This window comes from Kitasatospora sp. NPDC059795, assembly GCF_042732175.1.
Taxonomy (GTDB): Bacteria; Actinomycetota; Actinomycetes; order Streptomycetales; family Streptomycetaceae; genus Kitasatospora.
Window position 1 is genome coordinate 139859 of sequence record NZ_JBHWID010000002.1, and the last position, 25267, is coordinate 165125.

General features: G+C 72.3%; 23 protein-coding genes. 16 read left to right on the forward strand and 7 right to left on the reverse strand.

Annotated elements, in window-relative coordinates:
* Positions 1-139 precede the first annotated feature (139 nt).
* The 3 genes from ACFV4P_RS04590 to ACFV4P_RS04600 all read right to left on the reverse strand — a co-directional run bounded on the left by ACFV4P_RS04590 (position 140) and on the right by ACFV4P_RS04600 (position 1239).
* Positions 140-460 carry a hypothetical protein gene (locus tag ACFV4P_RS04590; RefSeq protein ID WP_380467346.1) on the reverse strand — a complete coding sequence of 107 codons (321 nt, stop codon included), beginning with the start codon at positions 458-460 and terminating at the stop codon, positions 140-142.
* 102 nt (positions 461-562) lie between these two features.
* Positions 563-970, reverse strand: coding sequence for a PIN domain-containing protein (locus tag ACFV4P_RS04595; protein WP_380467348.1), 408 nt, complete (start codon positions 968-970; stop codon positions 563-565).
* Positions 967-1239 carry a hypothetical protein gene (locus ACFV4P_RS04600; protein WP_073811322.1) on the reverse strand — a complete coding sequence of 91 codons (273 nt, stop codon included), beginning with the start codon at positions 1237-1239 and terminating at the stop codon, positions 967-969. Before ACFV4P_RS04600 ends, ACFV4P_RS04595 begins: the two co-directional genes overlap by 4 nt.
* A 177-nt stretch (positions 1240-1416) precedes the next feature.
* On the opposite strand from ACFV4P_RS04600, the gene ACFV4P_RS04605 reads away from it, so the two are divergent.
* The gene (locus tag ACFV4P_RS04605) at positions 1417-3609 is read left to right on the forward strand and encodes a germacradienol/geosmin synthase (protein ID WP_380467350.1); all 2193 of its coding nucleotides are present in this window, start codon (positions 1417-1419) and stop codon (positions 3607-3609) included.
* A gap of 61 nt (positions 3610-3670) precedes the next feature.
* On the opposite strand, the gene ACFV4P_RS04610 is transcribed toward ACFV4P_RS04605, so the two are convergent.
* Both ACFV4P_RS04610 and ACFV4P_RS04615 read right to left on the reverse strand, forming a co-directional pair.
* Entirely contained in the window at positions 3671-4537 is an 867-nt protein-coding gene (locus ACFV4P_RS04610; RefSeq protein ID WP_073811318.1) for a peptidase, read from the reverse strand.
* A 2-nt stretch (positions 4538-4539) separates the two neighbouring features.
* Complete coding sequence (locus ACFV4P_RS04615) at positions 4540-5871, reverse strand: VWA domain-containing protein (RefSeq protein ID WP_380467352.1); 1332 nt, start codon at positions 5869-5871, stop codon at positions 4540-4542.
* 87 nt (positions 5872-5958) lie between these two features.
* Here ACFV4P_RS04615 and ACFV4P_RS04620 point away from each other — a divergent pair, with 87 nt between their 5' ends.
* The 8 genes from ACFV4P_RS04620 to ACFV4P_RS04655 all read left to right on the forward strand — a co-directional run bounded on the left by ACFV4P_RS04620 (position 5959) and on the right by ACFV4P_RS04655 (position 15369).
* The gene (locus tag ACFV4P_RS04620; RefSeq protein WP_380467354.1) at positions 5959-6792 is read left to right on the forward strand and encodes an ATP-binding cassette domain-containing protein; all 834 of its coding nucleotides are present in this window, start codon (positions 5959-5961) and stop codon (positions 6790-6792) included.
* On the forward strand, positions 6789-7439 hold the full coding sequence (locus tag ACFV4P_RS04625) for an ABC transporter (RefSeq protein ID WP_380467356.1): 651 nt from the start codon (positions 6789-6791) through the stop codon (positions 7437-7439). Before ACFV4P_RS04620 ends, ACFV4P_RS04625 begins: the two co-directional genes overlap by 4 nt.
* 104 nt (positions 7440-7543) lie before the next feature.
* On the forward strand, positions 7544-8047 hold the full coding sequence (locus tag ACFV4P_RS04630) for a DUF1269 domain-containing protein (protein WP_380467358.1): 504 nt from the start codon (positions 7544-7546) through the stop codon (positions 8045-8047).
* 88 nt (positions 8048-8135) lie between these two features.
* On the forward strand, positions 8136-9473 hold the full coding sequence (locus ACFV4P_RS04635; protein ID WP_380467360.1) for an FtsW/RodA/SpoVE family cell cycle protein: 1338 nt from the start codon (positions 8136-8138) through the stop codon (positions 9471-9473).
* Positions 9474-9559: 86 nt separating this feature from the next.
* A complete protein-coding gene (locus tag ACFV4P_RS04640) occupies positions 9560-10975 on the forward strand; it encodes a penicillin-binding transpeptidase domain-containing protein (RefSeq protein WP_380468153.1) in 1416 nt (471 codons plus the stop codon).
* Positions 10976-11056: 81 nt separating this feature from the next.
* On the forward strand, positions 11057-12490 hold the full coding sequence (locus tag ACFV4P_RS04645) for an amino acid permease (RefSeq protein WP_380467362.1): 1434 nt from the start codon (positions 11057-11059) through the stop codon (positions 12488-12490).
* Between the two features lie 129 nt (positions 12491-12619).
* Entirely contained in the window at positions 12620-13879 is a 1260-nt protein-coding gene (locus ACFV4P_RS04650) for a glycosyltransferase 87 family protein (protein ID WP_380467364.1), read from the forward strand.
* A gap of 2 nt (positions 13880-13881) precedes the next feature.
* On the forward strand, positions 13882-15369 hold the full coding sequence (locus ACFV4P_RS04655; protein WP_380467366.1) for a N,N-dimethylformamidase beta subunit family domain-containing protein: 1488 nt from the start codon (positions 13882-13884) through the stop codon (positions 15367-15369).
* A 40-nt stretch (positions 15370-15409) separates the two neighbouring features.
* Here ACFV4P_RS04655 and ACFV4P_RS04660 read toward each other — a convergent pair whose 3' ends face one another.
* Positions 15410-17116, reverse strand: a complete 1707-nt coding sequence (locus ACFV4P_RS04660; RefSeq protein ID WP_380467368.1) for a penicillin-binding transpeptidase domain-containing protein — start codon at positions 17114-17116, stop codon at positions 15410-15412.
* Between the two features lie 129 nt (positions 17117-17245).
* Positions 17246-19066 (reverse strand): dolichyl-phosphate-mannose--protein mannosyltransferase, encoded by a 1821-nt coding sequence (locus tag ACFV4P_RS04665; RefSeq protein ID WP_380467370.1) that lies wholly within the window; start codon positions 19064-19066, stop codon positions 17246-17248.
* Between the two features lie 106 nt (positions 19067-19172).
* Between ACFV4P_RS04665 and rsmI the strand changes: the two genes are divergently transcribed.
* The 7 genes from rsmI to ACFV4P_RS04700 all read left to right on the forward strand — a co-directional run bounded on the left by rsmI (position 19173) and on the right by ACFV4P_RS04700 (position 25211).
* Complete coding sequence (rsmI, locus tag ACFV4P_RS04670) at positions 19173-20018, forward strand: 16S rRNA (cytidine(1402)-2'-O)-methyltransferase (protein ID WP_073811302.1); 846 nt, start codon at positions 19173-19175, stop codon at positions 20016-20018.
* Between the two features lie 234 nt (positions 20019-20252).
* Positions 20253-20672, forward strand: coding sequence for a hypothetical protein (locus ACFV4P_RS04675; protein ID WP_380467372.1), 420 nt, complete (start codon positions 20253-20255; stop codon positions 20670-20672).
* A 140-nt stretch (positions 20673-20812) separates the two neighbouring features.
* Complete coding sequence (locus tag ACFV4P_RS04680; protein WP_380467374.1) at positions 20813-21694, forward strand: TatD family hydrolase; 882 nt, start codon at positions 20813-20815, stop codon at positions 21692-21694.
* Positions 21695-21748: 54 nt separating this feature from the next.
* Positions 21749-22324 carry a Uma2 family endonuclease gene (locus ACFV4P_RS04685; RefSeq protein WP_380467376.1) on the forward strand — a complete coding sequence of 192 codons (576 nt, stop codon included), beginning with the start codon at positions 21749-21751 and terminating at the stop codon, positions 22322-22324.
* 16 nt (positions 22325-22340) lie between these two features.
* Positions 22341-23222, forward strand: a complete 882-nt coding sequence (gene rsmA / locus ACFV4P_RS04690) for a 16S rRNA (adenine(1518)-N(6)/adenine(1519)-N(6))-dimethyltransferase RsmA (RefSeq protein WP_380467378.1) — start codon at positions 22341-22343, stop codon at positions 23220-23222.
* On the forward strand, positions 23222-24148 hold the full coding sequence (locus tag ACFV4P_RS04695) for a 4-(cytidine 5'-diphospho)-2-C-methyl-D-erythritol kinase (protein ID WP_380467380.1): 927 nt from the start codon (positions 23222-23224) through the stop codon (positions 24146-24148). The genes rsmA and ACFV4P_RS04695 overlap by 1 nt, the downstream gene beginning before the upstream one ends.
* A 76-nt stretch (positions 24149-24224) precedes the next feature.
* Entirely contained in the window at positions 24225-25211 is a 987-nt protein-coding gene (locus tag ACFV4P_RS04700) for an aldo/keto reductase (protein ID WP_380467382.1), read from the forward strand.
* The last annotated feature ends 56 nt before the right edge of the window (positions 25212-25267 follow it).

Sequence of the window (25267 nt, forward strand, 5' to 3'; positions counted from 1 at the left end):
CGGAAGGTACCCTGCGCTCGGCGTTCGAAGATCAAGGCCTCGCCGCCCTCACCGCTGCCCGAGGCTGGCAACTCGAGTGGGGCAGCAGCAAGTACGGCCCGGTCGAGCTCACCGCCCAGCAACCCTGACCGACGTGGCGTCAGTCGTCCTCGAACGGCTCCTCGCTGAACCGGAACCACGCGTGCGGCGGCTCGATGTGCAGCAGGAACTCGGCGACCGGGCCCTCCGGGGCGTGCAGGGTGTAGTTCTTCTCCAGCGCGGTGTAGAACGGGTCCCAGTCCTCCCACTCCTCGGCCCGGGCCAGCCGCCGGCTCTCCGCGAACCCGGGTTCGGCCGCCGCCCAGCCCGGGCCGGGCAGGAAGTCGCCGTACAGCCAGGGGAAGTCGGCATCGGTGATGCGGATCTCGCCGACCACGTCCTCCCCGTGCGTCAGGCGCCAGGTCTCGTCGGTGAACGCCATGCGGAACTCCTCACGCGCGGGGGACGGGCGGCGCCAAGTCTGCCGGAGGGGTCGGACATCGCCGGCCGGTGTTGAACATGCGGCCCTGTCGGGTCCCGGCCGTCACAGCTCTTTGACGATGACGCGGTCTCCGCAGAGCTTCGACCAGTCGTCACGGTCGGAGGTCAGGACAACGACGGGGCCCGGAGCGCGGAGCGCGAGTGCCGAGACGAGGGCGTCGATGGCGTACTTGTGTCCGTGCAGTTCTCCTGCGTCCCGAAGCAGTGCCACTGCGGTCAGCGAGTCCTCCTGGCTGACCGGTTCCACCCGCAGCCGGGAGAGGAGCCAGTTCAACCGGGCCACGTCCGTCTTCCCCTGCACTGCCTCGACGATGGTCAGGACGGACACCAGGACGGGAACCCCCGACTGCCGGGAGGCTTCGATGCGGGCCGCCATCCGGCGGTCATTGCGGAGGAGCAGGGAGAACGCCTGGCAATCGAGCACCAGCGAGCGGACAGGCTGGTCCTTCACGCGGCGTCCCGTCCGGTTTCCCGGAAGCTGTCTTCCCCGAACAGTTCGCGGCGGGCTTCTTCCACCTCCTGCTCCGTCAGTGCGCCGTGTTCGGCCTCGTGCGCAGCGACGATGTCGGCAAGACCGTCCATGGCGAGCTGGTGCCTGACCGCCTCGGCGATGTAGCCGGACACGCCGCGGCGTCCGGCTCGCGAGCGGAGCTCCGTCAGGAGGTCGGTGGGCAAGGAGACGGAGATGTTCTCGGTGCCTCCGGCACGAGTGGGCTTCATGCCGCCAGTGTACGACTGGGACTATTACAAGCGGGCGCGCATGCGTCAGGCGGGCGGGGTTCACTCGTATGGGTGGATTGTGGCGGGTGGGCGGCGGATGTGGGTGGTGGTGACCGAGGGTCGGAGGGCTCGTTAGGCATCGCGCCGATCTCTGTCGTCGAAAAGGGGCGGGACCCAGTGGCTCAGCCGTTCGAACTGCCGGACTTCTACGTGCCGTATCCGGCGCGCATCAACCCGCACTACGAGAAGGCGCGGGTGCATACCAAGGAGTGGGCGCGCGACTTGGGCATGCTGGAGGGGTCGGGCATCTGGGAGGAGCACGATCTCGACTCGCACGACTACGCGCTGCTCTGTTCCTACACCCACCCCGACTGCGACAGCGAGGCACTGGACCTCGTCACCGACTGGTACACCTGGGTGTTCTTCTTCGACGACCACTTCCTGGAGATCTTCAAGCGCACCCTGGACCGCGAGGGCGGCAAGGCGTACCTGGACCGGCTGCCCGCCTTCATGCCGATGGACCTCGCGGACGGCTTCCCCGAACCCACCAACCCCGTCGAGGCAGGCCTCGCCGACCTCTGGCAGCGCACCGTCCCGCACATGTCGGCGGACTGGCGGGCCCGGTTCGCCGAGTCCACCCGGCACCTGCTGAACGAGTCGCTGTGGGAGCTCTCCAACATCAACGAGGGCCGGGTCTCCAACCCGGTCGAGTACATCGAGATGCGCCGCAAGGTCGGCGGCGCGCCCTGGTCGGCCGGTCTGATCGAGTACGCCGCGAACGCCGAGGTGCCCGAGCAGGTCGCGTACTCCCGGCCGCTACGGGTGCTGCGGGACGCCTTCTCCGACGGCGTCCACCTGCGCAACGACCTGTTCTCGTACGAACGCGAGATCGGCGAGGAGGGTGAACTCTCCAACGGAGTCCTGGTGTTGGAGACCTTCCTGGGCTGCTCCACCCAGCAGGCCGCGGACGCCGTCAACGACCTGCTGACGTCCCGCCTCCAGCAGTTCGAGAACACCGCGCTCACCGAACTCCCCGGCCTGTTCGCCGAGTACGCGCTGGACCCGGAGGCGATCGCCCGCGTCCTGGCCTACGTCAAGGGCATGCAGGACTGGCAGTCCGGCGGCCACGAATGGCACCTGCGCTCCAGCCGCTACATGAACGGCGGCGGCGCCGCGGCCCCCGTCCTCGGCCCCAAGGGCCTCGGCACCTCCGCTGCCAACATCCGCCTCGCGGCGGGCATCCGAGGCCTGCGCAGCTTCACCAACATCCCGCACCGCAAGGTCGGGCCCTCGCTGATGCCCGACTTCCCGATGCCGTACGCCCTCTCGATCAACCCGCACCTGGACGGCTCCCGCGAGTACGTCGTCCGCTGGGCCCGCGAGTTCGGCCTGCTCGACCCCGAACCCGGCGTCCCCGCCTCCGACATCTGGAACGAACAGAAGCTCCGCGACTACGACTTCGCGCTCTGCGCCGCCGGCATCGACCCCGACGGCACCCCCGCCGAACTCGACCTCAGCTCCGCCTGGCTCACCTGGGGCACCTACGCCGACGACTACTACCCGCCGGTCTTCGGCCGCCCCCGCGACCTGGCCGGCGCGAAGGCCGCCAACGAGCGGCTCTACGCGCTGATGACGCTCGACGGCAGCCTCCCGTTCGAACCGCGCAACGCCCTGGAAGCCGGCCTCGCCGACCTCTGGCAGCGCACCATCGTGCCGTTCTCCGCCGGCGCCCGGACCAAGTTCCGCAAGGCCGTCGGCGACATGATCGACAGCTGGCTGTGGGAACTCGCCAACGGCGCGCAGAACCGCATCCCCGACCCCGTCGACTACATCGAGATGCGACGCGCCACCTTCGGCTCCGACCTGACGATGAGCCTGTCCCGGCTCGGTCGCGGGGATACCATCCCCGACGAGGTGTACGAGAGCGGCACCATGCGGGCGATCGAGAACTCCGCGGCGGACTACGCCTGCCTGGTCAACGACCTGCACTCGTACCAGAAGGAGATCGAGTACGAGGGCGAGGTCCACAACCTGGTCCGGGTGGTGGAGAACTTCTTCTCCTGCGACTACCCCGTCGCGGTGGACATCGTCGCCGACCTGATGGGCTCCCGGCTGAGCCAGTTCCAGCACGTGGTGAACGGTGAACTCCCGCTGCTCAAGCACGACTTCGCGATCGAGGGGGAGACGTCGGAGGCGCTCGACGGGTACGTCCACGAGCTGGAGGACTGGATGGCCGCCGTCCTGAACTGGCACCGGAAGTGCCGGCGGTACACGGAGGACGTGCTCAAGCGCCACTTCGCTTCGGAGGTCCCGGTGACGGCGGAACTGGGGATGTCGGCGGTGCGGATCCTGGCGACGCTCAGGGGGTGAACGGACCGGGGCGTGGGGAACTGCGCGACAAGCGCAGTTCCCTACGCCCCTGTTTCACGCCCTACTGCTGAGGCCCGTGATAGTGCGGCCGGTGGCCGCGGGGGTGGCGGGTGAGGGTGTAGCCGAGGACGCCGGCGAGGGCGGCGAGGATGCCGCCGGCGATGGTCCACCACCAGCGGGTGTTCCAGCCGGAGAAGAGGTCCGAGTACCAGTGGGTCTCTTCCGTCACCGGGGTCGCCGCGTAGGTGGTGCCGGCGCTGGGCGCCGGCGTCGCGGCGCCGGTCGCGGTGGAGCCGGCGTTGACCGGCGGCACCAGCGGCGCCTTGAGCGAACCGCCTTCGGGCTGGGCGTCGTTGACGCCGCCCTTGGTGGCGACGTGCACGTGGACCTGGGAGGCGAGGCCGAGGTCCTGCTGCGGGATGTCGCTGGTGGAGAGCCGGACGTAGTAGGTGCCGGCCAGCGGGTCGCCGGACCAGGGTTCGGCCCAGGCGCGGATCTGCCGGAGGGTGCAGCTCAGGGCCAGGGTGGTGGCGGTCTGTTCGGCGGTGCCGTTCTGCGGTCCGGCGGTGCAGGCCTGGCGGCGGCGCAGGCCGTCGAAGAGCTCGACGGTCCAGGTCTGCGCGCCGTGCCGGTCGGCGGCTTCCGGCAGGGTGACCTTGACCTCGACGGTCGCGGTCTGGCCCTCGGAGGCCGGGAACGCCCAGTACAGGTAGTCGCCGGTGGAGACGGGCACGTCCGCGTCCTGCCCGGCGGCCAGCGTGGTCGCCGTCAGGAAGCTGGTGCCGACCGAGTTGACCACCGGCTTCGCGCTGCCGCTCGCCGAAGCGGACGGCGAGGGCGACGGCGAGGCCGCGGTGGCGGCGGGGGCCAGCAGGAGCAGCCCGGTGAGTGCGGCGGCCGGGGCCGCGAGGGTGAAGAGCTTGCGCATCGTCAGTTCTCCCGCCAGACGGCGATCCGCCAGCGTGCCAGCCAGCCGAAGATCAGACCGGCGAGCAGGCCGGCCAGGGTGAGGACGCCGAGCAGGATCCAGCCGCGGCCGAGGCCCATCGCGGGCCCGTCGGGCGCGGGAGAGGCGGCGGCGACGTCGACGGTCAGTTCCAGCGGCAGGCCGGCGTCGGCCTGGACGTTGCTCTGGCCCGCGAAGGAGTTGCTGACGATCAGGCAGACGGTGCGGTCGGTGCTCGCCGCGCCGGTCTTGGAACTCGGCGACGGGGAGGCCGATTCGGCGCCGGGCGCGGACCAGCGGAGGCCGGTGGACGCCACGTCGGTGCGGCCGGAGCCGGCGTCGTTGCCGCGGACCAGTTCCTGGCCGCTGGTGTCGGTGGCCTGCAGCATCACCCCGTAGTCGCGGGCGACGGCCCGGTCGGGGGTGACGCTGACGGAGGCGCGCAGTTCCTGGCCGGCCTTCACCGGCACCCGGTACACCCGGTGCTCGGAGAACTTCTCGCGGTCGCTGTACACGCCGGGCGTCAGGATCGGCGCGTTGGTGCACTGCTCGGCGCCGGCCACCTTGGCGGGCGTGATGGTGTGGGTGTCCTGGGCGCGGGTGACGATCTGCTTGACGCGCTGGGTCAGCTGCTCCTGGGAGCGGACGTCGGTGAAGGTGCCGCCGGTCGCGTTGGCGATGCACAGCAGCTGCTGGCGGGTCTTGTCGTCGTGCGCCAGGCCGAGGGTGTCGATCACCAGGTGGATGCCCTGGCTGGCGAGTTCGCGGGCCACGTCGCACGGGTCGGGCGGGGCGCAGGTGTCCTCGCCGTCGGTGATCAGCACGATCCGGCGGGTGGTCGGGCCGGTGCCGAGGTCCTGGGCGGCGGCCCGCAGCGCCACGCCGATCGGCGTCCAGCCGCTCGGGCGGACGGTGGCGACGGCGGTCTTGGCCTCGACCTTGTTGGTCTTGCCGACGGGGAAGAGCTGCTGGGTGTCCTTGCAGCCTTCCTTCTGGTCGTTGCCGGGGTAGGTGGCGCCAAGGGTGCGCAGACCGAACTCGGTCTCGGCGGGCAGCGCGTCGATGACCTCGTTGATGGACTGCTGGGCCACCGAGATCCGGCTCTTGCCCTGGATGTCGGCGGTCCGCATCGACCCCGACCCGTCCAGGACGAGGTCGACCTTGGGCGCTTCGGTCGCGGCGGGCGGGGCCCCGGGCTCGTCGGCGAACGCGGGCAGCGTGCTCAGCACGGTGCCGGCGACTATCGTCAGCGCCCCGAGCAGGGCGGCCCCGCGGGCCGTCCGTCGTTTCTTGGTAAGGGTGATCACCGTCCGCATCCTAGGGACCGTCAGTTGCAATCGCCCAATGCGGGTGGTGGGCGCGACGTACCCTGAACTGGTCGGCACAGCAGGCGGGGAGAGCGCATGACGGTGCGTCTGGCGGGGGTCGGGAAACGCTACGCACGCGGCGGTCCGTGGGTGCTGAGAGAGGTGGAACTGACGCTCCGTCCGGGCGGCCTGGTGCGGATCGAGGGCGCCAACGGCAGCGGCAAGTCGACGCTGCTGAAGCTGCTCGCCGGCATCGAGCGCGCCGAACGGGGAACGGTCGAGGCGCCGGAGAGCCGGGCGTACGTCCCGGAGCGGTTCCCGCCCGCGCTGCCGTTCGACGCCCGCGACTACCTGTGCCACCTGGGCCGGATCCGCGGCCTGGCCGCCGGGGAGGCGCGCCGGCGGGCCGACCACTGGCTGGAACGGTTCGGCATCGCCGGCTTCGCGAGCACCCCGATCGGCCGCCTCTCCAAGGGGACGTGCCAGAAGGTCGCCGTGGCCCAAGCCCTGCTCGCCGAAGCCGAGTTGCTGCTGCTGGACGAGGCATGGACCGGCCTCGACCAGGCCGCCCGCGCCGAACTCGACGCCGCCGTCGCCGAACGCGCCGCGGCCGGCGGCCTGGTGGTGTTCGTCGACCACGACCCGACCCGCCTCGCGGGCCTGACCACCGGCGGACACCGGGTCGGCGACGGCGTGCTGCACGAGGTCCCGGTGCAGGCCGCCGACCCGGACGGGCCGCGCACCGTGCTGGTGGTCGAGGCCGAGACGCTCCCGGAGTGGCTGCCGGGCCGCCCCGAACGCAAACCGCTGGCCGACGGCGCCACCCGGCTCGACGTGCCGGCCGCGCACTCCGACGCCCTGCTGCGCCGCCTGCTGGCCGCGCACCCGCCGGTGCACATCAGGTCCGTCCGGGGAGAGAACGCCCGATGACGCTGCGGATGCTGACGCGCTACCACCTGGAGCTGCTGCTGCGCTCGCAGCGCTGGCTGGCACCCGGGCTGGCGTACCTGGTGCTGATGGGCCTCGGGGTGTCCGGCGGCGACGACGCGCTGTCGGCGGCGGCGTTCTCGGCGGGCCTGCTGGTGCCGGTGACGGGCTGGCTGGTGCGGTCGGCGGTGACGGCGGAGCCCGCGCAGTCCCGGGCCTGCCTGGTGGCGGCCGCGGGCTGGCGGCGGGTGCACCTGTCGGCGCTGCTGGCCGCCGCGCTGGCCGGGCTGGCGCTGGGCGCGGCGGGCCTGGCCGCGGTGCTGCTGGTGGGCAGCGGCGGTGGCGGCGCGGCCGCGGCGGGCGGCGTGCTGGCCACCCTGGTGTGCGTGCTGACGGGCGCGGCGGTCGGCGCGGTGTGCAACCGTCCGGTGGTGGCGTCCGCGCAGTACGCGGTGCCGCTGGCGCTGGGCGCGATGGTGCTGGTGCTGCTGGTGCCGGGGTCGCCGGCGAACGCGGTGGTGCGGGCGCTGGTGCTGGGCGCGCGGCACGGCGGACTGTCCGCGCCGTGGTGGACGCTGCCGGGCGCGGTGCTGCTCGCGGCCGCCGCCTGGTGGGCGGCCGTGGCGGTGGCGGTGCGCCGGGGCGAGTGAGCGGCCGGGGAACCGGACACACCGCAGCGGATCGGATTAAATATGGCGAATCCTGGCTAGGGTGCTGGTGACGTGCCCGAATGCCCTGCCGGAAGGACCCCGCTGTGAGCAACCTGTTCGCGATCGCCTACCCCGACGTCGCCACCGCGCGGAGGGTCCGGGACGAGCTGATCGGCCTGCAGAAGCAGCGCCTGATCGACCTGGAGGACATCGTGGTGGTCGAGCGCCGCGAGGACGGGAAGATCAAGCTCCACCAGGCGGTCTCCAACGCCGGCGTCGGCGCGGCCTCCGGCGCCCTGTGGGGCGGCGTCATCGGCCTGCTGTTCCTGATGCCGTTCATCGGCGCGGCGATCGGCGGCGCGACCGGCGCGGCCGTCGGCTCCTCCACCGACACCGGCGTCGACGACAACTTCATGCGGCAGGTCGGCGAGAAGCTGGCCCCGGGCAGCGCCGCCGTGTTCGCGCTGGTCCGCACCGCCACCCAGGACAAGGTGATCCCGGCCGTCGCCCAGTTCGGCGGCGAGCTGATCCAGACCTCGCTCAGCCACGAGGAGGAGGAGCACCTGCGGGAGATCGCCAAGGCGGCGAACCCCGCGTCCACGCTCTGACGTTCCCCCAGGAAGTACCGGCGGGGTGCCGGGCGGCATCGCCCGGCGCCCCGCCGTCCCTGCCCTTACGAGTCGGCGAGGACGACTGGTGGCCACTGACTCCGCGACCTGGGCGCCCGGCGGGCGGCGGCCCCGGCGGTGGACCGAACTGGTGCTGGTGGTGGCCGCGGTGGGGCTGGCGGTGTTCGGCTACGTCGAGGTCGGCGTCAACATCGACGGCAAGGCCCCGCCGGACGCCGCCCAGTACGGCGCCGCGTTAGGGGTGCTGGCCCTGCTCGCGCACGGCGCGGTCCGCTGGCGGGCGAAGTGGGCGGACCCGCTGCTGCTGCCGATCGCGCTGCTGCTGAACGGCATCGGACTGGTCGTCATCTACCGGCTCGACCGCAACACCCCGCAGCACGAGGCCGCCCCCACCCAACTGCTCTGGTCCACCCTCGGCGTGGGCCTGTTCATCGCGGTGCTGCTCCTGCTGCGCGACCACCGCCGGCTCCAGCGCTACGCGTACATCGGCGCGTTCGTCGCCCTCGTCCTGCTGGTGCTGCCGGTGTTCTTCCCGCCGGTGTACGGCTCGCGGATCTGGATCACGCTCGGCCCGCTGTCCTTCCAGCCCGGCGAGTTCGCGAAGATCCTGCTGGCGATCTTCTTCGCCGCGTACCTGGCCGCGCACCGCGACGCGCTCGCCCTGACCGGACGCCGGGTGCTGTGGTTCCAACTGCCGCTCGGCCGGGTGCTCGGGCCGGTGCTGCTGATCTGGGCGGCATTCGTCGGCGTGCTGGTCCTGGAGACCGACCTCGGCACCTCGCTGCTGTTCTTCGGCCTGTTCGTGGTGATGCTGTACGTGGCCACCGCCCGCACCGGATGGATCGTCATCGGCCTGCTGCTGTCGGCCGTCGCCGCGGTCGGGGTGGGCTGGCTGTCGCCGCACGTGCACAGCCGGGTCACCGACTGGCTGCACCCGCTGGCGTCGATCGAGGCCGGGCAGGGCGCCAACCAGATCGCCCAGTCGCTGTTCGCGTTCGCCTGGGGCGGCGAGCTCGGCACCGGCCTCGGCCTCGGGCACTCCGCGCTGATCGGCTTCGCCACCAAGTCCGACTTCATCCTCGCCACCGTCGGCGAGGAACTCGGCCTGACCGGCCTGCTCGCGGTGTTCCTGCTGTACGCGGTGCTGGTCTCCCGGGGCTTCCGCACCGGCATCGCGCTGCGCGACCCGTTCGGGCGGCTGCTCGCCATCGGCCTGGCCGCGCTGGTCGCGATCCAGGTGTTCGTGGTGGCCGGCGGCGTCCTCGACCTGATCCCGCTGACCGGCATGACGCTGCCGTTCATCGCGCAGGGCGGGTCCTCGGTGGTCACCAACTGGATCATCGTGGCGCTGCTGGTGCGGATGAGCGACCTCGCCCGCCGCCCCGACCCCGGGGAGCCGGCATGAGGTTCACCCGCCCCGAGGGCACCAACGGCGGGCCGGAAGGCCTGCCCGGCATCTCCACCACCGGACGCCGCGCCGCCACCTTCTGCATGCTGCTGATCATCGTGCTGGCCGTCCAGGGCACCCGCGTCCAGGTCTTCCAGAAGAAGGAGTTGGACAACAACAGCGCCAACCAGCGCGCCACCGTCCAGCGTTACGCGCAGCCCCGCGGCAACCTGATCGCCGGACAGCCCGTCACCGGCTCCGTCGCCACCGGCGGCCGCCTCGCCTACCGACGCACCTACACCGACGGCCCGCTGTACGCCGCCGTCACCGGCTACTCCTCGCAGATCTACGGCAACACCCAACTCGAAGGCGTCTACGACCCGTTGCTCACCGGCACCGACCCGCGGCTGGCCGGCTGGGCGGTCTGGGACGCCATCACCCGCCACCAGCAGCCCGGCGGCGACGTGGTCACCACCATCGACCCGGCCGTGCAGCGCGCCGCCATGCAGGGCCTCGGCAACCAGAAGGGCGCCGTCGCCGCGATCGAACCCGCCACCGGCCGGATCCTCGCCCTCGCCTCCACCCCCAGCTACGACCCCGGCAGCATCGCCGGCACCACCGACCAGGCCGCCTGGGAGAAGCTCCAGGCCGACCCCGACCAGCCGATGCTCAACCGCGCGCTGCGCCAGATCTACCCGCCCGGCTCCACCTTCAAGGTGGTCACCGCCGCGGCCGCCCTCGCCAACGGCACCGTCACCGACATCCAGGCCCCCACCGGCGCGCCCTACCCGTACGTGCTGCCCGGCACCACCACCACGCTCAACAACGACACCGCCGCCTGCAACCAGGAAGGGCTGTCGCTGGACGACGCGATGACGATGTCCTGCAACAGCGTGATGGGCTGGCTCGGCGTGCAGACCGGCCTCGACCGGATGGTCGCGATGGCGAAGAACTTCGGCTTCGACGACGCCAAGCTCGACATCCCGGTGCGCGCGGCCCGCTCCAACTTCGACACGAGCATGAACGCCTCGCAGCTGGCGCTGTCCTCGATCGGCCAGTACAACACCGCCGCCACCCCGCTGGTGATGGCCATGGTCGCCGCCGGGGCCGCCGCCAACGGCCAGGTGATGTATCCACAGCTTGTGGACAGGCTCACCAAGGCCGACGGCACCCAGGTCCAGCTGATGCGACCCACCCTGTACCGGCAGGCCTTCGGGCCCGGCGTCGCCGCCCAGGTGCGCCGGCTGATGGTCGACGTGGTCGACAACGGCACCGGCGCCAACGCGCAGATCCCCGGCGCCGAGGTCGGCGGCAAGACCGGCACCGCCGAGCACGGCGTCGACAACACCGGCACCCCGTACGCCTGGTTCATCGCCTGGGCCCGTCCGGCCGGCTCCACCGACGTCCCGCCGGTCGCGGTCGCCGTGGTGATCGCCGACAGTCGGGCCAGCGACGTCACCGGCGGCGGGCTGGCCGCACCCATCGCCAAGTCCGTCATGCAGACCGTGCTGAATCGGTGATATTCGCGATCAAATCCTCATAATTATGCATACCGGTGTATTTGATACAGTCCCTCCCTGATCCCCACCAGAAGGACACCGATGAGCACCACCCGCCTGCTGCGGCGCAAGCCCGTGGACACCCTGATCGCCGAAGCGGGCGGAACCGGAGCCGGCCACCTGCGCCGATCCATCGGCCTGTGGCAGCTCTCCGCGATCGGCATCGGCGCCACCGTCGGCACCGGCATCTTCTTCGTCCTCACCACCTCCGTCCCGGTCGCCGGGCCCGCCGTGGTGATGTCCTTCGTGATCGCCGCCGTCACCGCGGGTCTCACCGCGCTCTGCTACGCCGAACTGGCCTCGGCGATCCCGGTGGCCGGCTCCTCGTACTCGTACGCGTACGCCACCATGGGCGAGGTCGTCGCGTTCGGCGTCGGCGTCTGCCTGCTGATGGAGTACGGCGTCTCCGCCTCCGCGATCGCCGTCACCTGGGGCCAGTACCTCAACCAGTTCGCCGACCTGGCGTTCGGCCTGCACCTGCCCGCGGCGCTCACCGCGCCGCCCGGCGAGGGCGGCGTCCTCAACCTGCCCGCGGTCGTGCTGGTCGCCCTGGTCACCGTGCTGCTGATCCGCGGCATCGGCGAATCCGCCAAGGTCAACGCCGTGATGGTGGCCATCAAGCTGGCCATCCTGGTGCTGTTCGTGGCCATCGCCCTGACCGGCTTCCAGGCCGGCAACTTCACCCCGTTCGCCCCCAAGGGCTGGGAAGGCGTCCAGGTCGCCGCCTCCACGATCTTCTTCTCCTTCATCGGCCTGGACGCCGTCTCCACCGCCGGCGAGGAGGTCCGCGAACCGCGACGGACGCTGCCGCTGGCCATCCTGATCTCGCTCACCGTGGTCACCGTGCTGTACATCGCCGTCGCCGTCGCCGCGATCGGCGCCCAGCCCTGGGAGAAGTTCGAGGGCCAGGAGGCCGGCCTCGCGCAGATCCTGCAGGACGTCACCGGACAGTCCTGGCCCGCGCTGGTGTTCGCCGGCGGCGCGATCGTCTCGATCTTCTCCATCACCCTCGTGGTGATCTACGGCCAGACCCGGATCCTGTTCGCGATGGGCCGCGACGGCCTGCTGCCGCGACCCTTCACCCGGGTCTCGCCGCGCACCGGCACCCCCGTGTGGAACACCGTCGTGGTCGGCGTCGCCGTCGCCCTGCTGGCCGCCGTCTTCCCGCTGCGGCTGCTCGCCGACATGACCTCGATGGGCACCCTCGTGGCGTTCACGGCCGTGTCCCTCGGCATCATCGTGCTCCGCCGCACCCGCCCCGACCTCCCCCGCGGCTTCAAGGTCCCGTTCTACCCGGTCACCCCGCTGCTCAGCGCCGGCTTCTGCGTCTACCTGGTCACCAAGCTGCACCGCGACACCTTCATCGCCTTCGCGATCGCGCTGGCGCTGGCCGCCGTCCTGTACTTCACCTACAGCGTCAAGCACTCCCGCCTGGCCACCGGGCGGAACGAGGAGGAGCAGGCCGGCCGAAGCTGACGCTCCAGGGGCTGTCGGGTACCGGAGGGTGACGGTCGGTGGACCGGCCGGTGTCGAAGATCGGACAGATGCGGGGGAATCGGCTCGTCGTTCGCGACAGAGCGTGGCTTTCGCCCTAGCCTTCGGGCCATGGCGAGCACCCGGTGGGTCCGGCGGCTGTTCGGGCATCCCGTGGGGCAGGCCGGCGGGTGGCTGGTGGCTGCCGGGTGGGCGGGGGCGTTTCCGCTGGTGTCGCAGCTGGCGAATCAGGTCGCCTGGGGGTGGTTCGCGGCGCCCGGGTACCTGCTGGCCGCGGTGCTCGCGCTGACGCTGCCGCGCGGGGCTGGGGCGCGGGCGGCCGCCGCGGCGGCGGGGCTGGGGGCGGTGGTGCTGCCGCTCGGGGCGCTGGCGCTGACCGGGCGGCACCAGTCCGAGGTGACGGTGGTGGAACGGTCGGCGGCGCTGCTGCTGCACACCGGCAGCCCGTACCTGCCGCATCCGTCGCACGTCGTCGACTACAACCCGTACCTGCCGGCGATGTCGCTGTTCGGCCTGCCCCGGCTGCTGCTCGGCGGGGCCGGCCCGGCGGTGCGGGTGCTGGGGGATGCGCGGGTGTGGTTCGCGGTGGCGTTCCTGGCCTGCCTGCTGGCCGGGTGGCGGCTGCTGCGCCCCGGCCGGGCACTCGCGGCGGTGCTGCCGCTGGCGGTGCTCACCGCGTCGCCGCTGATCGCGCTGGCGCTGGTGGTCGGCGGCGTCGACCTGCCGCTGATCGGGGTGTGCTGCCTGGGGATGGCGCTCGCCGAACGCGGCCGCCCGCTGCGCACCGGCCTGGTGCTGGCGCTGGCCTGCACGTTGAAGTGGACGGCCTGGCCGGCGCTGCCGGTCGCGTTGCTGCTGCTGCACCGCCGCCACGGCCTCCGCCCGGCGCTGCGGGCCGCCGTTCCGGCGCTGGCCGTCGGCGGGGCGGTGGTCGCCCCGTTCGTGCTGCTGCACCCGCGGGAGCTGTACGAGCAGGTGGTGCGGTTCCCGCTCGGCCTGACGGCGATCCGCACGCCGGCCGGCAGTCCGCTGCCGGGCAAGGTGCTGGCGGGGCTGGGCCCGTTCGGCCACACCCTGTCGCTGACCCTGCTGTGCGTCGGCGCGCTGGCCGTCGCGGTGTGGCTGCCGCTGCACCCGCCGGCCACCGCGGTGGCCGCCTGCGACCTGCTGGCGGCGGGCCTGACGGTGGCGTTCGCGCTGGCCCCGGCGGGCCGGTTCGGCTACCTGGCGCTGCCCGTCGTGCTGGTGCTGTGGCCGCGGCTGGCGGCCGCGCCCGGACGACTGGTTCCGGTGCCCCGGCGCAGGCCTGCGCAACGCCGGGTCCCGGCAGTGCCTAAGGTGTCCCGGGACACCGTTCGAACACGGGAGTGATCTTGGGCGCCACCGGACGACGCCGCTTCCTGGGCCTGGCCGCCGGAGCGGCCGCCTCGCTCACCGCCTGCGGCCCGGGCCGCACCGCCACCGGCGGCGCCGCACCCACCGGCGGCGGCACGGCCGTCGCGCCGAGCCCCGAACCGTCCGGCACCGCCGCGGAGAACGCCAGACCGGGCAACGCCGACTGGGCGATCACCCACGCCGGCCCCGCCGACGCGATCGAGGGCTGGGCGGACCGGGTCAGCGTGCTGCCCGGCGAGCAGGTCGGCCTGCACGTCTCCACCACCGCGCCCGGTTTCACCGTCACCGCCTACCGGATGGGCTGGTACGGCGGCGCACGTGCCCGGCAGGTGTGGAAGTCGGACCGGCTGCCCGGCGCCAAGCAGCAGCCGTTCACCGTCGAGCCCGCCACCCGGACGGTGATCACCTCCTGGCCGCGCAGCACCGCCGTCGACACCACCGGCTGGCCCGAGGGCTGCTACCTGCTGCGGCTGGACGCGGAGGGCGGGGCCGGGCAGCGCTACGTGCCGCTCACCGTGCGTTCGCGCAGCACCGTCGGCACCACCGCGGTGGTCAACTCCGTCGCCACCTGGCAGGCCTACAACGAGTGGGGCGGCTACAACCTGTACAACGGACCGTCCGGCGGGCTGCCCACCCGCTCGTACCAGGTCAGCTTCGACCGGCCCTACCAGTACGACGACGGCGCGGGCCTGTTCCTGGTCTACGAGGCCCCGCTGATCGCGCTCGCCGAGAAGCTCGGCATCCCGCTCTCGTACACCACCTGCATCGACGTCGCCGCCGACCCGAACCTGCTGCGCGGCGCCAAGGCGGCGCTCTCGCTCGGCCACGACGAGTACTGGTCGCCCGAGCAGCGCGCGCACTTCACCGCGGCCCGCGACGACGGCACCCACCTGGCCGTCCTGGGCGCCAACTGCTGTTTCCGGCGGGTGCGTTACGAGCCGTCGCCGACCGGACCGGACCGCACCGTGGTGTGCTGGAAGGGCGCCTGGAAGGACGACCCCGGCTACCGGGCGGGGCACCCGGCGACCACCGACTTCCGCTCCCCGCCCGGCGCGGACCCGGAGTCCTCGCTGCTCGGCGTGATCTACGACGGCTACCCGGTGGACGCCCCGTACGTGGTCACCGCCCCCGACCACTGGCTGTTCGCGGGCACCGGCGCCAAGGCCGGCGACAGCTTCCCGCACCTGGTCGGCGTCGAGTACGACCGGGTGAACACGTCCTTCCCGACGCCGCAGGGCATCGAGGTGCTGTCGCACTCCCCGGTGGTCTGCGACGGCCGGGCCTCGTTCGCCGACACCGCGCTCTACACGGCGGGCAGCGGCGCGCTGGTCTTCGCCACCGGCACCATGCGGTGGGTGGAGTCGCTGGAGGCGACCGGGCAGGGCGGCATCCACGGCATCGACGGCCGGGCCGGCGCGTTCACCCGGCAGGTCACCGAGAACCTGCTGCGGCGCTTCGCGCAGTAGCCCCCGCCGCCGGACGGCGGGCGGGGGCCACTGCCCGCCGTCACTTGTGGTTGCCGACTCCCAGCACCTTGGACGAGGCCGGTCCGGCCGCCGCCGAGCCGTGCCCGGCGCCCTGGAACTCGGCGGCGACCGCGAGGTCGCCCGAGTAGGCGAGGAACCAGGAGTTCGCGTCGGTGGTGCTGTCGACCTCGGCGGTGCCGGTCTTCGCGCCGGACCCGGACGGCAGGGCCGGCTTCACGCTCGCGGCGGTGCCGGACTTGACGGTCTGCGTCATCAGCGACCGCAGCGAGGTGAGCACGTCGCCGGAGAGCGTCCGGGAGGCCTTCACCTGGTCCATGCCGGGCACCAGGATCGGCTGCCGGAACACCCCGGACTGCACGGTCGCGGCGATCGACGCCATGCCCAGCGGGTTGGCGCGGATCTTGCCCTGGCCGATGAACTCGCTGGCCGCGCCCGCCATGTTGGTCTCGACCGGGATCTCGGTGTCGAAGTTCGACAGGCCGGTCTTCCAGACCAGGCCGATGCCGAACACGTCCTTGGCGAGCGAGGGCAGGCTGCTCGGCTTGAGGACGTCCTTGCCCTTCTCGATGAAGGAGGTGTTGCAGGAGTTGATGAACGCGTCGGTGAGCGTGTACTCGGGGTGCGCGCCCTTGAAGTCGTTGCTGATGGACTTGCCGGTGACCATGGTGGTCTCCGGGCAGGCCATGGTGGTGCTCGGCGTGACCCCGGCCTCCAGCAGCGCGGCGGCGGTCAGCACCTTCATGGTGGAGCCGGGCGCGGTCGCCCCGGAGAACGCCCGGTTCTGGCCGGTCGTGGGGGAGAAGGCGTAGGCCAGGATGCCGCCGGTGCTGGGCTCGATCGCCACCAGCGAGCCCGGCTTCCCCTGCGCGGCGACCGCGGACTCGGCGGCCGCCTGGAGGTCCGCGTCCAGGGTCAGCTTCAGGTTGGGGACGGCCTTCGGCTCCTTCAGCGTGAACAGCTTCTCGGAGGCGCCGTTGCCGGACGCCGGGGAGATCACCACGGCGGTGCCGGCGTCCTCCGGGTTGCCGCCCTGCGGGGCGGCGGCCTTCAGCTGGGCGAGGAACGGGCCCAGCGAGGGGTAGTTGCTCAGCGGCTTGCCCTTGCGGTCGGTGACGGCGGCGGGCGCGGCGAACACCGGCTTGATGCCGATGGTCTCGGTGCCGTCCAGCTTCGGGTGGATCACGGTCGGCGCCCAGTGCACGGCGGCGGTGCCGTCGCTCATCTTCACCACCCCGAGCACGCCGTCGTAGTTCCACGGGCTGCCGGTGTCGGCGAACTCCATCGACGCCTTGAAGCTCTCCAGCACCCCGGTCGGCGCCGGGGAGGCGGTCGAGGAGGCCGACGCCGTCGCGTCGCCGACGCCGGCGGCGGAGGACTTGGAGGCGGACGGGCTGGGGCTGGGCGCGGTGGTGGGGCCGCCGACCGTGAGGTGCACCGCGCTGGGCTTCACACTGCTCTGGAAGGCCTGAAGCGCGGCCTGCGCCTTGTCCGGGTCGTCGGTGAGCTTGGCCGCGCCGAACAGGTCGCCCTTGGCCCAGGCGTCCAGGAACGCCTTGGCGCCGGACGCGGCGAGCTCGGGGCCGGGAGGCTCGGCGACCACGGTGCGGGGCTTGGCGGACTCCTTGCCGGCGGAGTCGCCGGAGATCACGGCGTAGGCCCCGTAGCCGCCGCCGAGGAGCAGCAGAGCGGCGACCGAGGCGATGCCGATCTTCGCGCCGTTGTTCACGTGGAGCCCCCCAGGATGTGTCGTGGCCGTCGGAATTCAGCGGCCACGACACCATAAGCAGACACCATCCGTGCACTCACGACACGCCGTCGGTTTGTGACACATCCGGTACACGCTCCCCGGTGTGGCTCAGAGCCAGGTGCTGAGCCATATCCGGCCGTTCCAGTCCGACAGCGGGATCGTCTGCCCGGTGTAGAGCGGATAGAAGTACAGGAAGTTCCACATGATCGCCGTGACCAGCAGACCGGCGGCCGTGGCGCCCGCCAGCCGGCGGTCCGGCGAGGCCTCCGCGGGCCCCAGCATCGCGCCGATCATCATCGTCACCGCCAGCACCAGGAACGGCACGAAGCACACCGCGTAGAACAGGAAGATCGTCCGCTCCTGGTACATGAACCAGGGCAGGTAGCCGGCCGCCACGCCGCTCAGCAGCGCCCCGGCCCGCCAGTCGCGGCGCATCAGCCAGCGGTACAGGCAGTACAGCAGCGCGGCGATGCCCGCCCACCACAGCAGCGGGGTGCCGATCGCCAGCACCTCGCGGGCGCAGTCGGCGGCGGTGCAGCCGTCCTGGCCGTTCTTCGGCGACTCGTAGAAGAACGAGACCGGGCGGCCCAGCACCAGCCAGCTCCACGGGTTGGACTGGTAGCTGTGCGGGCTGTGCAGGTTGGTGTGGAATTCCCACATCGTGTAGTGGTAGTGCCACAGGCTGCGCAGCCAGTCCGGGCCGAAGCCGCCCGGGTGCTGGACCGCCCAGTCGCGGAAGTAGCCGCCCTTGCCGGGCTGCGTCGAGGACATCAGCCAGCCCGTCCAGCTGACCAGGTAGGTGGCCAGCGCGGTGATGCCGATGCTCAGACCGGACGAGACGAAGTCCCAGCAGTGCCGCAGCAGGCGCCCGCCCTCGTCGACCGGCTGCCCGGCCGCAGTGCGCATCCGGCCGGCCAGGCGGCGGGCCGAGGTGTCCCAGAACGCCGTGAGCAGCACGAACGCGGCGATCGCCGGGGCACCGCTCCACTTGGTGCCCATCATCAGACCGAGGCTGACGCCCGCCGCCAGCCGGTAGGGCCGCCAGCCGAGCTGCCACCAGCCGGTCGGCAGCCCCGCCTCCAGCCGCTGCGCGATCAGCGCCCGGGTGCGGTCCCGGTCGATCAGCAGCAGGCCGAACGCGGCGAGGAACCAGAACATCACGATCAGGTCGAGGATCGCGGTGCGGCTGAGCACGAAGTGCAGGCCGTCGACCGACATCAGCAGCCCGGCCACGCAGCCCAGCAGGGTCGAGCGGAACAGCCGCCGCCCGATCCGGGCCAGCATCAGCACCGACAGGGTGCCGAGCACGGCCATCATGAACCGCCAGCCGAACGGGTTCATGCCGTAGATCTGCTCGCCCAGCCCGATGATCCACTTACCCACCGGCGGGTGCACGATGTACGCCGGGTCGGTGCGGAACGGGACGCTCGGGTTCGCGCCGGTGATCAGGGCGTTGGCGTCGTCCGACCAGTTGGTCTCGTAGCCGACCTGCCAGAGCGCGTACGCGTCCTTGGCGTAGTACGTCTCGTCGAAGATCAGCGAGTGCGGCCCGCCGAGGCCGACGAAGCGCAGCACGCCCGCGAACGCCGCGACCGCGATCGGGCCGAGCCAGCCCGACCAGCGGCACAGCCAGGACCAGAGCGCGTCCGGCAGCCGGATGCCCAGCCTGACCAGCACCGGGGACGGCGGGACCAGCTCCGGGGTGACGCCCGGGCCGTCCGGCATCGGCGGCACCAACTGCTCGACCGCCGGCCGGCGGAACGGCGCGCGGTAGCCCACGCCGACCAGCGCCCGGGCCCACCGGGAGGCCGTTTCGGGCTCGGCGCGCGGCCCCGGAACGGCGGCCGGATCGGCCGATTCCAGCACCGTCACGCCGCCCCGCCCGGGGTGGTCCATACCACTGTCCATGTCGCCGCTCACGGGCCACATCGTAGGGGCAATGGCTGAAGTCACAAGGGGCCCCCACGAGGCCCGCGCCGCACCGTACCGGGTCCCGTCCCGGTGAGGACCCCCGCCGGTAGGGGAGGATGGTCCCGTGACTGGTGTTCTCGTACTGGCAGGTACCCCCATCGGCGACGTCGAGGACGCGCCGCCCCGACTGCGCGCCGAACTCGCGGAGGCGGACGTCATCGCGGCCGAGGACACCCGGCGGCTGCGCCGGCTCACCCAGGCGCTCGGCGTGACGCCGACCGGCCGGGTGGTGTCCTACTTCGAGGGCAACGAGGTCGGCCGCACCCCCGAACTCGTCACCGCGCTCCAGGGCGGCGCCCGGGTGCTGCTGGTCACCGACGCCGGCATGCCCTCGGTCTCCGACCCCGGCTACCGGCTGGTGGACGCGGCCGTCGCCGCCGGGATCAAGGTGACCGCCGTTCCCGGCCCGTCCGCCGTGCTCACCGCGCTGGCGCTGTCCGCGCTGCCCGTCGACCGCTTCACCTTCGAGGGCTTCCTGCCCCGCAAGGCCGGCGACCGCTCCCGGCAGCTCGCCCAGATCGCCGCCGAACCCCGCACCATGGTCTTCTTCGAGGCCCCGCACCGGATCGCCGAGACCCTCGCCGCGATGGCCGAGGCCTTCGGCGCCGACCGGTCCGCCGCGGTCTGCCGCGAACTCACCAAGACCTACGAGGAGGTCAAGCGCGGCCCGCTCGCCGAACTCGCCGCCTGGGCCGCCGACGGCGTCAGGGGCGAGATCACCGTCGTGGTGGCCGGCGCCCCGCCCGCCGCCCCCGAGGAGGTCGGCCCCGCCGAACTCGCCCGCCGGGTCGCCGCCCGCGAGGAGGCCGGCGAACGCCGCAAGGAGGCGATCGCCGCGGTCGCCACCGAGCTCGGCCTGCGCAAGTCCGTCGTCTTCGACGCCGTGGTGGCCGCCAAGCACGCGGGCTGAGCGCGTCGGCCGGTCGACGCGCTCGACCGGCCGAGCGTGCTGTTCGATCGGCCGTGTGCCCGTGGCCGGAAACGGTCGTACGTTGGAATGAGCACCCCAGCGGAGGGCCAATTCGGAACCAAGACTTGGCAAGCCGGGCATCGGACGGACCCTCCCGGGCATTCCCTGGGATGGAAAGACCCGCGCCGGGCCCGCCAGGTCGGGCGACGGGCTCCGAGCGAAGCGAGGTGGCGCATGAGCGACACGATCGACAGCCCCCTGGACGGCGGAGCACCCAGCGGTCTCGGGCTGACCACCCGGCCGCGCATCCCCGTGGAGACGGTCCGCGAGGCCTACTCCTTCGTCTGCCTCAACTGCGGCTACGGCTGGGAGCAGGCGTACGACATCGAGCACCACACCGGCCGCGACGGACACACCGTGGTCGAGTACAAGGCGAACGGGGTCAAGGTGCCGTCCCCGCTGCGCGAACTGGTCTGCCCCGGCTGCGGCGGCGAACGGGTCCGCATCATGCGGGCCGGTCGGGTCGCCGCCCTCGCCGCCGGCGCCGCCCCCGGCTACGCGCCCACCGCCGAACCCGAGGGCCCGCAGCGGCGGCGCAAGCCGCGCGGCCGGCACTGGTGGAACCGGCTGTTCCGGCGCCACCGCACCGACTGACACCCACCACTCCGATGCCCGCCGGCCCCGGACCGCCACCCGCGATCCGGGGTCGCGGCACGTCCGGGGCCGCGGCACGTCCGGGGACGTAGGATTCGCCGCGACCTTCCCCGTTCTCCCGAAGAGAAGACTGCGCTCCGATGGCCGCCAAGAAGAACGACGACCGCTCCACCCCGCCGCCGCTCCCCGAGCCGCTCGCGGTACCCGTCGCCGACTCGCACACCCACCTCGACATGCAGTCCGGCACCCCCGCCGAAGGGCTGGCCCGCGCCGCGTCCGTCGGCGTCACCACGGTCGTCCAGGTCGGCTGCGACGTGCCCGGCTCGCAGTGGGCCGCCGACCTCGCCGCCGAGTACGAGCAGGTGCACGCCGCGGTCGCGCTGCACCCCAACGAGGCCCCGCGGATCTTCCTCGGAGACCCCGACGGCTGGTCCGGCCAGCGCCGTTCGCCCGGTGGCCAGGCCGCCCTGGACGAGGCCCTCGCCGAGATCGACCGCCTCGCCGCCCTCCCGCACGTCCTCGCCGTCGGCGAGACCGGCCTCGACTACTTCCGCACCGGCCCCGAGGGCGTCGACCTGCAGAAGGAGTCCTTCCGACGGCACATCGAGATCGCCAAGCGCCACGGCAAGGCCCTGGTCATCCACGACCGCGACGCCCACGAGGACGTCATCGCCGTCCTGCTCGAAGAGGGCGCCCCCGAACGGACGATCTTCCACTGCTACTCCGGCGACGCCGCCATGGCCAGGACCTGCGCCGAACACGGCTGGTACCTCTCCTTCGCCGGCCCCGTCACCTACAAGGCCAACCACCCCCTCCGCGAAGCCCTCACCGCCACCCCCCTCGACCGCATCCTGATCGAGACCGACGCCCCCTTCCTCACCCCCCACCCCTACCGCGGCCGCCCCAACGCCCCCTACCTGATCCCGGTGACCCTGCGCGCGATGGCGGCCCATCTGGCCATGGGCGAGGACGAGTTGGCGACGGCGATCGCGGCCAACACGGCACGGGCGTTCGGGTACTGACCGCATCCTGGTGCGGGGTCTGCTCGTTAGCATGGAGGCAGTGAGGAGGCTGTGATGAGCGCCGAACCGATCGACTTGATGTACCCGCCGGCGAATGGCTGGACGTACAGCGAGCTCAGCGTGATCGACCTGCCGTTCAAGTGGGAACTGGTGGACGGAGCGATCGTGGTCCGGGGCCAGACGAAGTGGTGGCACGACCGGGTGCGGAACGAGCTGTACTCGGCGCTTCGAGCGGCTCGGGTCGATCCCTACGTTGCAGACGCCGAGCGCTGTGTGCTGTTCGACGAGTACACCGTTCTCCTGCCCGATGTCGTTGTGTTCGACCGGACGGACCTGAACGTTTTCGAGTTGGAGTGCACTCCACCCGAGTCGGTGGTTCTGGCCGTTGAGGTGGTGTCACCCGGCTCACGTGTGGCAGACCGTTTCAGCAAGCCCGGTATGTACGCCGAGCAGCGAATCCCGTCCTACTGGCGGGTCGAGCGCGGCGACAACGACCTCCCCGTCGTGCACGAGTTCCGGCGTGACGAGCCGCAGGGTGTCTATCTTCCGGTCGCCGTACACGAGGGACTGCTCCATACCGACCTGCCGTTCCCCGTTGAGATCGATCTCAAGCAGTTGGTGGAGTTCTGACCCGTATCCTTGGCGGGTGAGCACCACCGAACCCACCTCCGACGGCCACCTGCTGGGCGCTGCCGACATCCGTGCGCTGGCCGAGGCGTTCGGCGTGAAGCCGACCAAACAGCGCGGGCAGAACTTCGTCATCGACGGGAACACCGTGCGGCGGATCGTGCGGGCGGCGGAGGTGACGGAGCAGGACGCGGTGGTCGAGGTCGGGCCGGGGCTCGGGTCGTTGACGCTGGCGCTGCTGGAGGTCGCGCGGCACGTCACGGCCGTGGAGATCGATCCGCTGCTGGCACGGCACCTGCCGGACACCGTCAAGGGCCGGATGCCCGGCAAGGTCGACAACTTCGACCTGGTGCTGAGCGACGCCATGGACGTCACCGAGCTGCCCGGCCCCGAGCCGACCGCGCTGGTGGCGAACCTGCCGTACAACGTCGCCGTCCCGGTGCTGCTGCACATGCTGGAGACGTTCCCCAGCATCGAGCGCACCCTGGTGATGGTGCAGAGCGAGGTCGCCGACCGGCTCGCCGCCAAGCCCGGCAACAAGGTCTACGGCGTGCCGTCCGTGAAGGCCAACTGGTACGCGGACGTGAAGCGGGCCGGTGCGATCGGGCGGAACGTGTTCTGGCCCGCGCCGAACGTCGACTCCGGCCTGGTCTCGCTGATCCGCCGCGACCCGCCGTCCACCACCGCCACCCGGCGCGAGGTGTTCGCCGTCGTGGACGCCGCGTTCGCGCAGCGCCGCAAGACCCTGCGGGCCGCGCTCGCGTCCTGGGCCGGCTCGCCGGCCGCCGCCGAGGAGGCGCTGCGCGGCGCGGGCATCGACCACACGCTGCGCGGCGAGATGCTGACGGTGGAGCAGTTCGCGGCGATCGCCGAGCACAAGCCGAAGACTCCGGAGCAGTGATGGTCACCGTCCGCGTACCCGCCAAGGTCAATGTGCAGCTCGGCGTCGGCGGGGTCCGTCCCGACGGCTACCACGACCTGGCGAACGTGTTCTTCGCCGTCGCCCTCGGCGACGAGGTCACCGCCACCCCCGGCGACGGCGTCACCCTGACCTGCACCGGCCCCGACGCGGACGCCGTCCCGCTCGACGACACCAACCTGGCCGCCCGGGCCGCCCGCCTGCTCGCCGCCCACCACGGCCTGCCCGAGCCCGGCGTCCACCTGCACATCAACAAGGCCATCCCGGTCGCCGGCGGAATGGCCGGCGGCAGTGCGGACGGCGCGGCCGCGCTGCTCGCCTGCGACACCCTGTGGGGCCTGGGCACCCCGCTGCCGACCCTGCTGGACCTCGCCGCCGAACTCGGCTCCGACGTCCCGTTCGCCCTGCTCGGCGGCGTCGCCCTGGGCCGCGGGCGCGGCGAGATCCTGGAGGCGCTGCCCGTCTCCGGCACCTTCCACTGGGTGTTCGCGGTCGCCGACGGGGGGCTGTCCACCCCGGCGGTCTACCGGGAGTGCGACCGGCTGCGCGAAGAGTCCGGTCTCGGGTCGTCCGCTGCGGACGTACCGGACCCCGACGCCGACCCCGAGCTGCTCGCCGCCCTCGCCGACGGCGACCCCGTCGCGCTGGCCGCCGCCCTCAGTAACGACCTGCAGGCCGCCGCCGTCTCGCTCCGCCCGTCCCTCGCCGACACCCTGCACGTGGGCACCGAGGCCGGCGCGCTCGCCGCCCTGGTCTCCGGCTCCGGCCCGACCTGCGCCTTCCTGGCCAAGGACGCCGACGCCGCCGCCCACATCGCCACCGCCCTCCGCACCTCCGGCACCTGCCGCGCCGCCCACCCCACCCACGGCCCGGTGCCCGGTGCGCAGGTGGTTCAGACCTCTGCTTGACCTGGAGCGCGCTCCGGGTTTCAGACTCCTCTCCGTGGCCCGCAGTGGGCGGGCTGCGGAGACGAGGGGAACCCGGATGCGCAAGCGCACCATTGGAACCGACCCGCGCACCCGTCGCGAGGTGAGTGTGCTCAGCCTCGGCGCGATGCTGTTCGGCACGCTCACCGACGAGGCGACGTCCTTCGCGGTGCTGGACCGGTACGTCGAGGCGGGCGGCACGTTCATCGACACCTCCAACAACTACGCGTACTGGCAGGACGGCAGCCAGGGCGGCATCAGCGAAGAGGTGCTGGGCCGGTGGCGGGCCAGCCGGGGGATCACCGACGAGGTGGTGATCGCCACCAAGCTCGGGGCGCGGCCGAAGGCCCCCGGCACGGGGTTCATCGAGAACGGCGAGGGGCTGTCCGCCGAGGTGATCCGGGCGTCCTCCGAGGCCAGTAGGAAGCGCCTCGGGGTGGAGAAGCTCGACCTGTTGTACGCGCACGTCGAGGACACGAAGGTGCCGCTCGCCGAGACCGTGCAGGCCTTCGGCGAGCTCGTCGAGGAGGGGACGGTCGGGCTGCTCGGCGTCTCCAACCACTGGTCCTGGCGGGTCGAGCGGGCCCGCAACCTTGCTGCGCAGGCCGGACTGCCCGGGTACGAGGTGCTCCAGTACGGCCACACCTACCTGCGGCGGCGCGGCGACTGGCCCGGGCTGCTCAACCGGGACGGCGACCAGGCCGCCGTCCAGGGCGACCTGATCACGTACCTCAAGGAGAGCCCCGAACTCACCCTGGTCGCCTACTCCCCGCTGCTCGGCGGCGGTTACGTCCGCGACGACAAGCCGCTCGGCCCGTCCTTCGACCACGCGGGGACGCCGGCCCGGCTCGCGGCGCTCGACGCGGTGGCCCGCGAGACCGGGGCGACGCGCAACCAGGTGGTGCTGGCGTGGCTGCTCGGCGGCGAGCTGCCGGTGATTCCGCTGGTGGGGGCTTCGTCGGTGGCGCAGCTGGAGGAGAGCCTGGGGGCGCTGGACCTGGAGCTGACGGTGGAGCAGCGGGCTCGTTTGGACAGTGCCAGGTAGCGGATGCGAGCTGTGCGACAAGCGCCGATCGGTCCGTAGGGTCGCGTCCACGTGCA

What these genes read in the sequence shown, in the direction of transcription:
- ACFV4P_RS04620 (WP_380467354.1), top strand. Translation starts at nt 5,959, where the DNA reads ATGACGGTGCGTCTGGCGGGGGTCGGGAAACGCTACGCACGCGGCGGT.
- ACFV4P_RS04615 (WP_380467352.1), bottom strand. Translation starts at nt 5,871, where the DNA reads ATGCGGACGGTGATCACCCTTACCAAGAAACGACGGACGGCCCGCGGG.
- ACFV4P_RS04625 (WP_380467356.1), top strand. Translation starts at nt 6,789, where the DNA reads ATGACGCTGCGGATGCTGACGCGCTACCACCTGGAGCTGCTGCTGCGC.
- ACFV4P_RS04600 (WP_073811322.1), bottom strand. Translation starts at nt 1,239, where the DNA reads ATGAAGCCCACTCGTGCCGGAGGCACCGAGAACATCTCCGTCTCCTTG.
- ACFV4P_RS04695 (WP_380467380.1), top strand. Translation starts at nt 23,222, where the DNA reads ATGGTCACCGTCCGCGTACCCGCCAAGGTCAATGTGCAGCTCGGCGTC.
- ACFV4P_RS04590 (WP_380467346.1), bottom strand. Translation starts at nt 460, where the DNA reads ATGGCGTTCACCGACGAGACCTGGCGCCTGACGCACGGGGAGGACGTG.
- ACFV4P_RS04665 (WP_380467370.1), bottom strand. Translation starts at nt 19,066, where the DNA reads ATGTGGCCCGTGAGCGGCGACATGGACAGTGGTATGGACCACCCCGGG.
- ACFV4P_RS04650 (WP_380467364.1), top strand. Translation starts at nt 12,620, where the DNA reads ATGGCGAGCACCCGGTGGGTCCGGCGGCTGTTCGGGCATCCCGTGGGG.
- ACFV4P_RS04700 (WP_380467382.1), top strand. Translation starts at nt 24,225, where the DNA reads ATGCGCAAGCGCACCATTGGAACCGACCCGCGCACCCGTCGCGAGGTG.
- ACFV4P_RS04640 (WP_380468153.1), top strand. Translation starts at nt 9,560, where the DNA reads ATGCTGCTGATCATCGTGCTGGCCGTCCAGGGCACCCGCGTCCAGGTC.
- ACFV4P_RS04685 (WP_380467376.1), top strand. Translation starts at nt 21,749, where the DNA reads ATGAGCGCCGAACCGATCGACTTGATGTACCCGCCGGCGAATGGCTGG.
- ACFV4P_RS04645 (WP_380467362.1), top strand. Translation starts at nt 11,057, where the DNA reads ATGAGCACCACCCGCCTGCTGCGGCGCAAGCCCGTGGACACCCTGATC.
- ACFV4P_RS04675 (WP_380467372.1), top strand. Translation starts at nt 20,253, where the DNA reads ATGAGCGACACGATCGACAGCCCCCTGGACGGCGGAGCACCCAGCGGT.
- ACFV4P_RS04680 (WP_380467374.1), top strand. Translation starts at nt 20,813, where the DNA reads ATGGCCGCCAAGAAGAACGACGACCGCTCCACCCCGCCGCCGCTCCCC.
- ACFV4P_RS04610 (WP_073811318.1), bottom strand. Translation starts at nt 4,537, where the DNA reads ATGCGCAAGCTCTTCACCCTCGCGGCCCCGGCCGCCGCACTCACCGGG.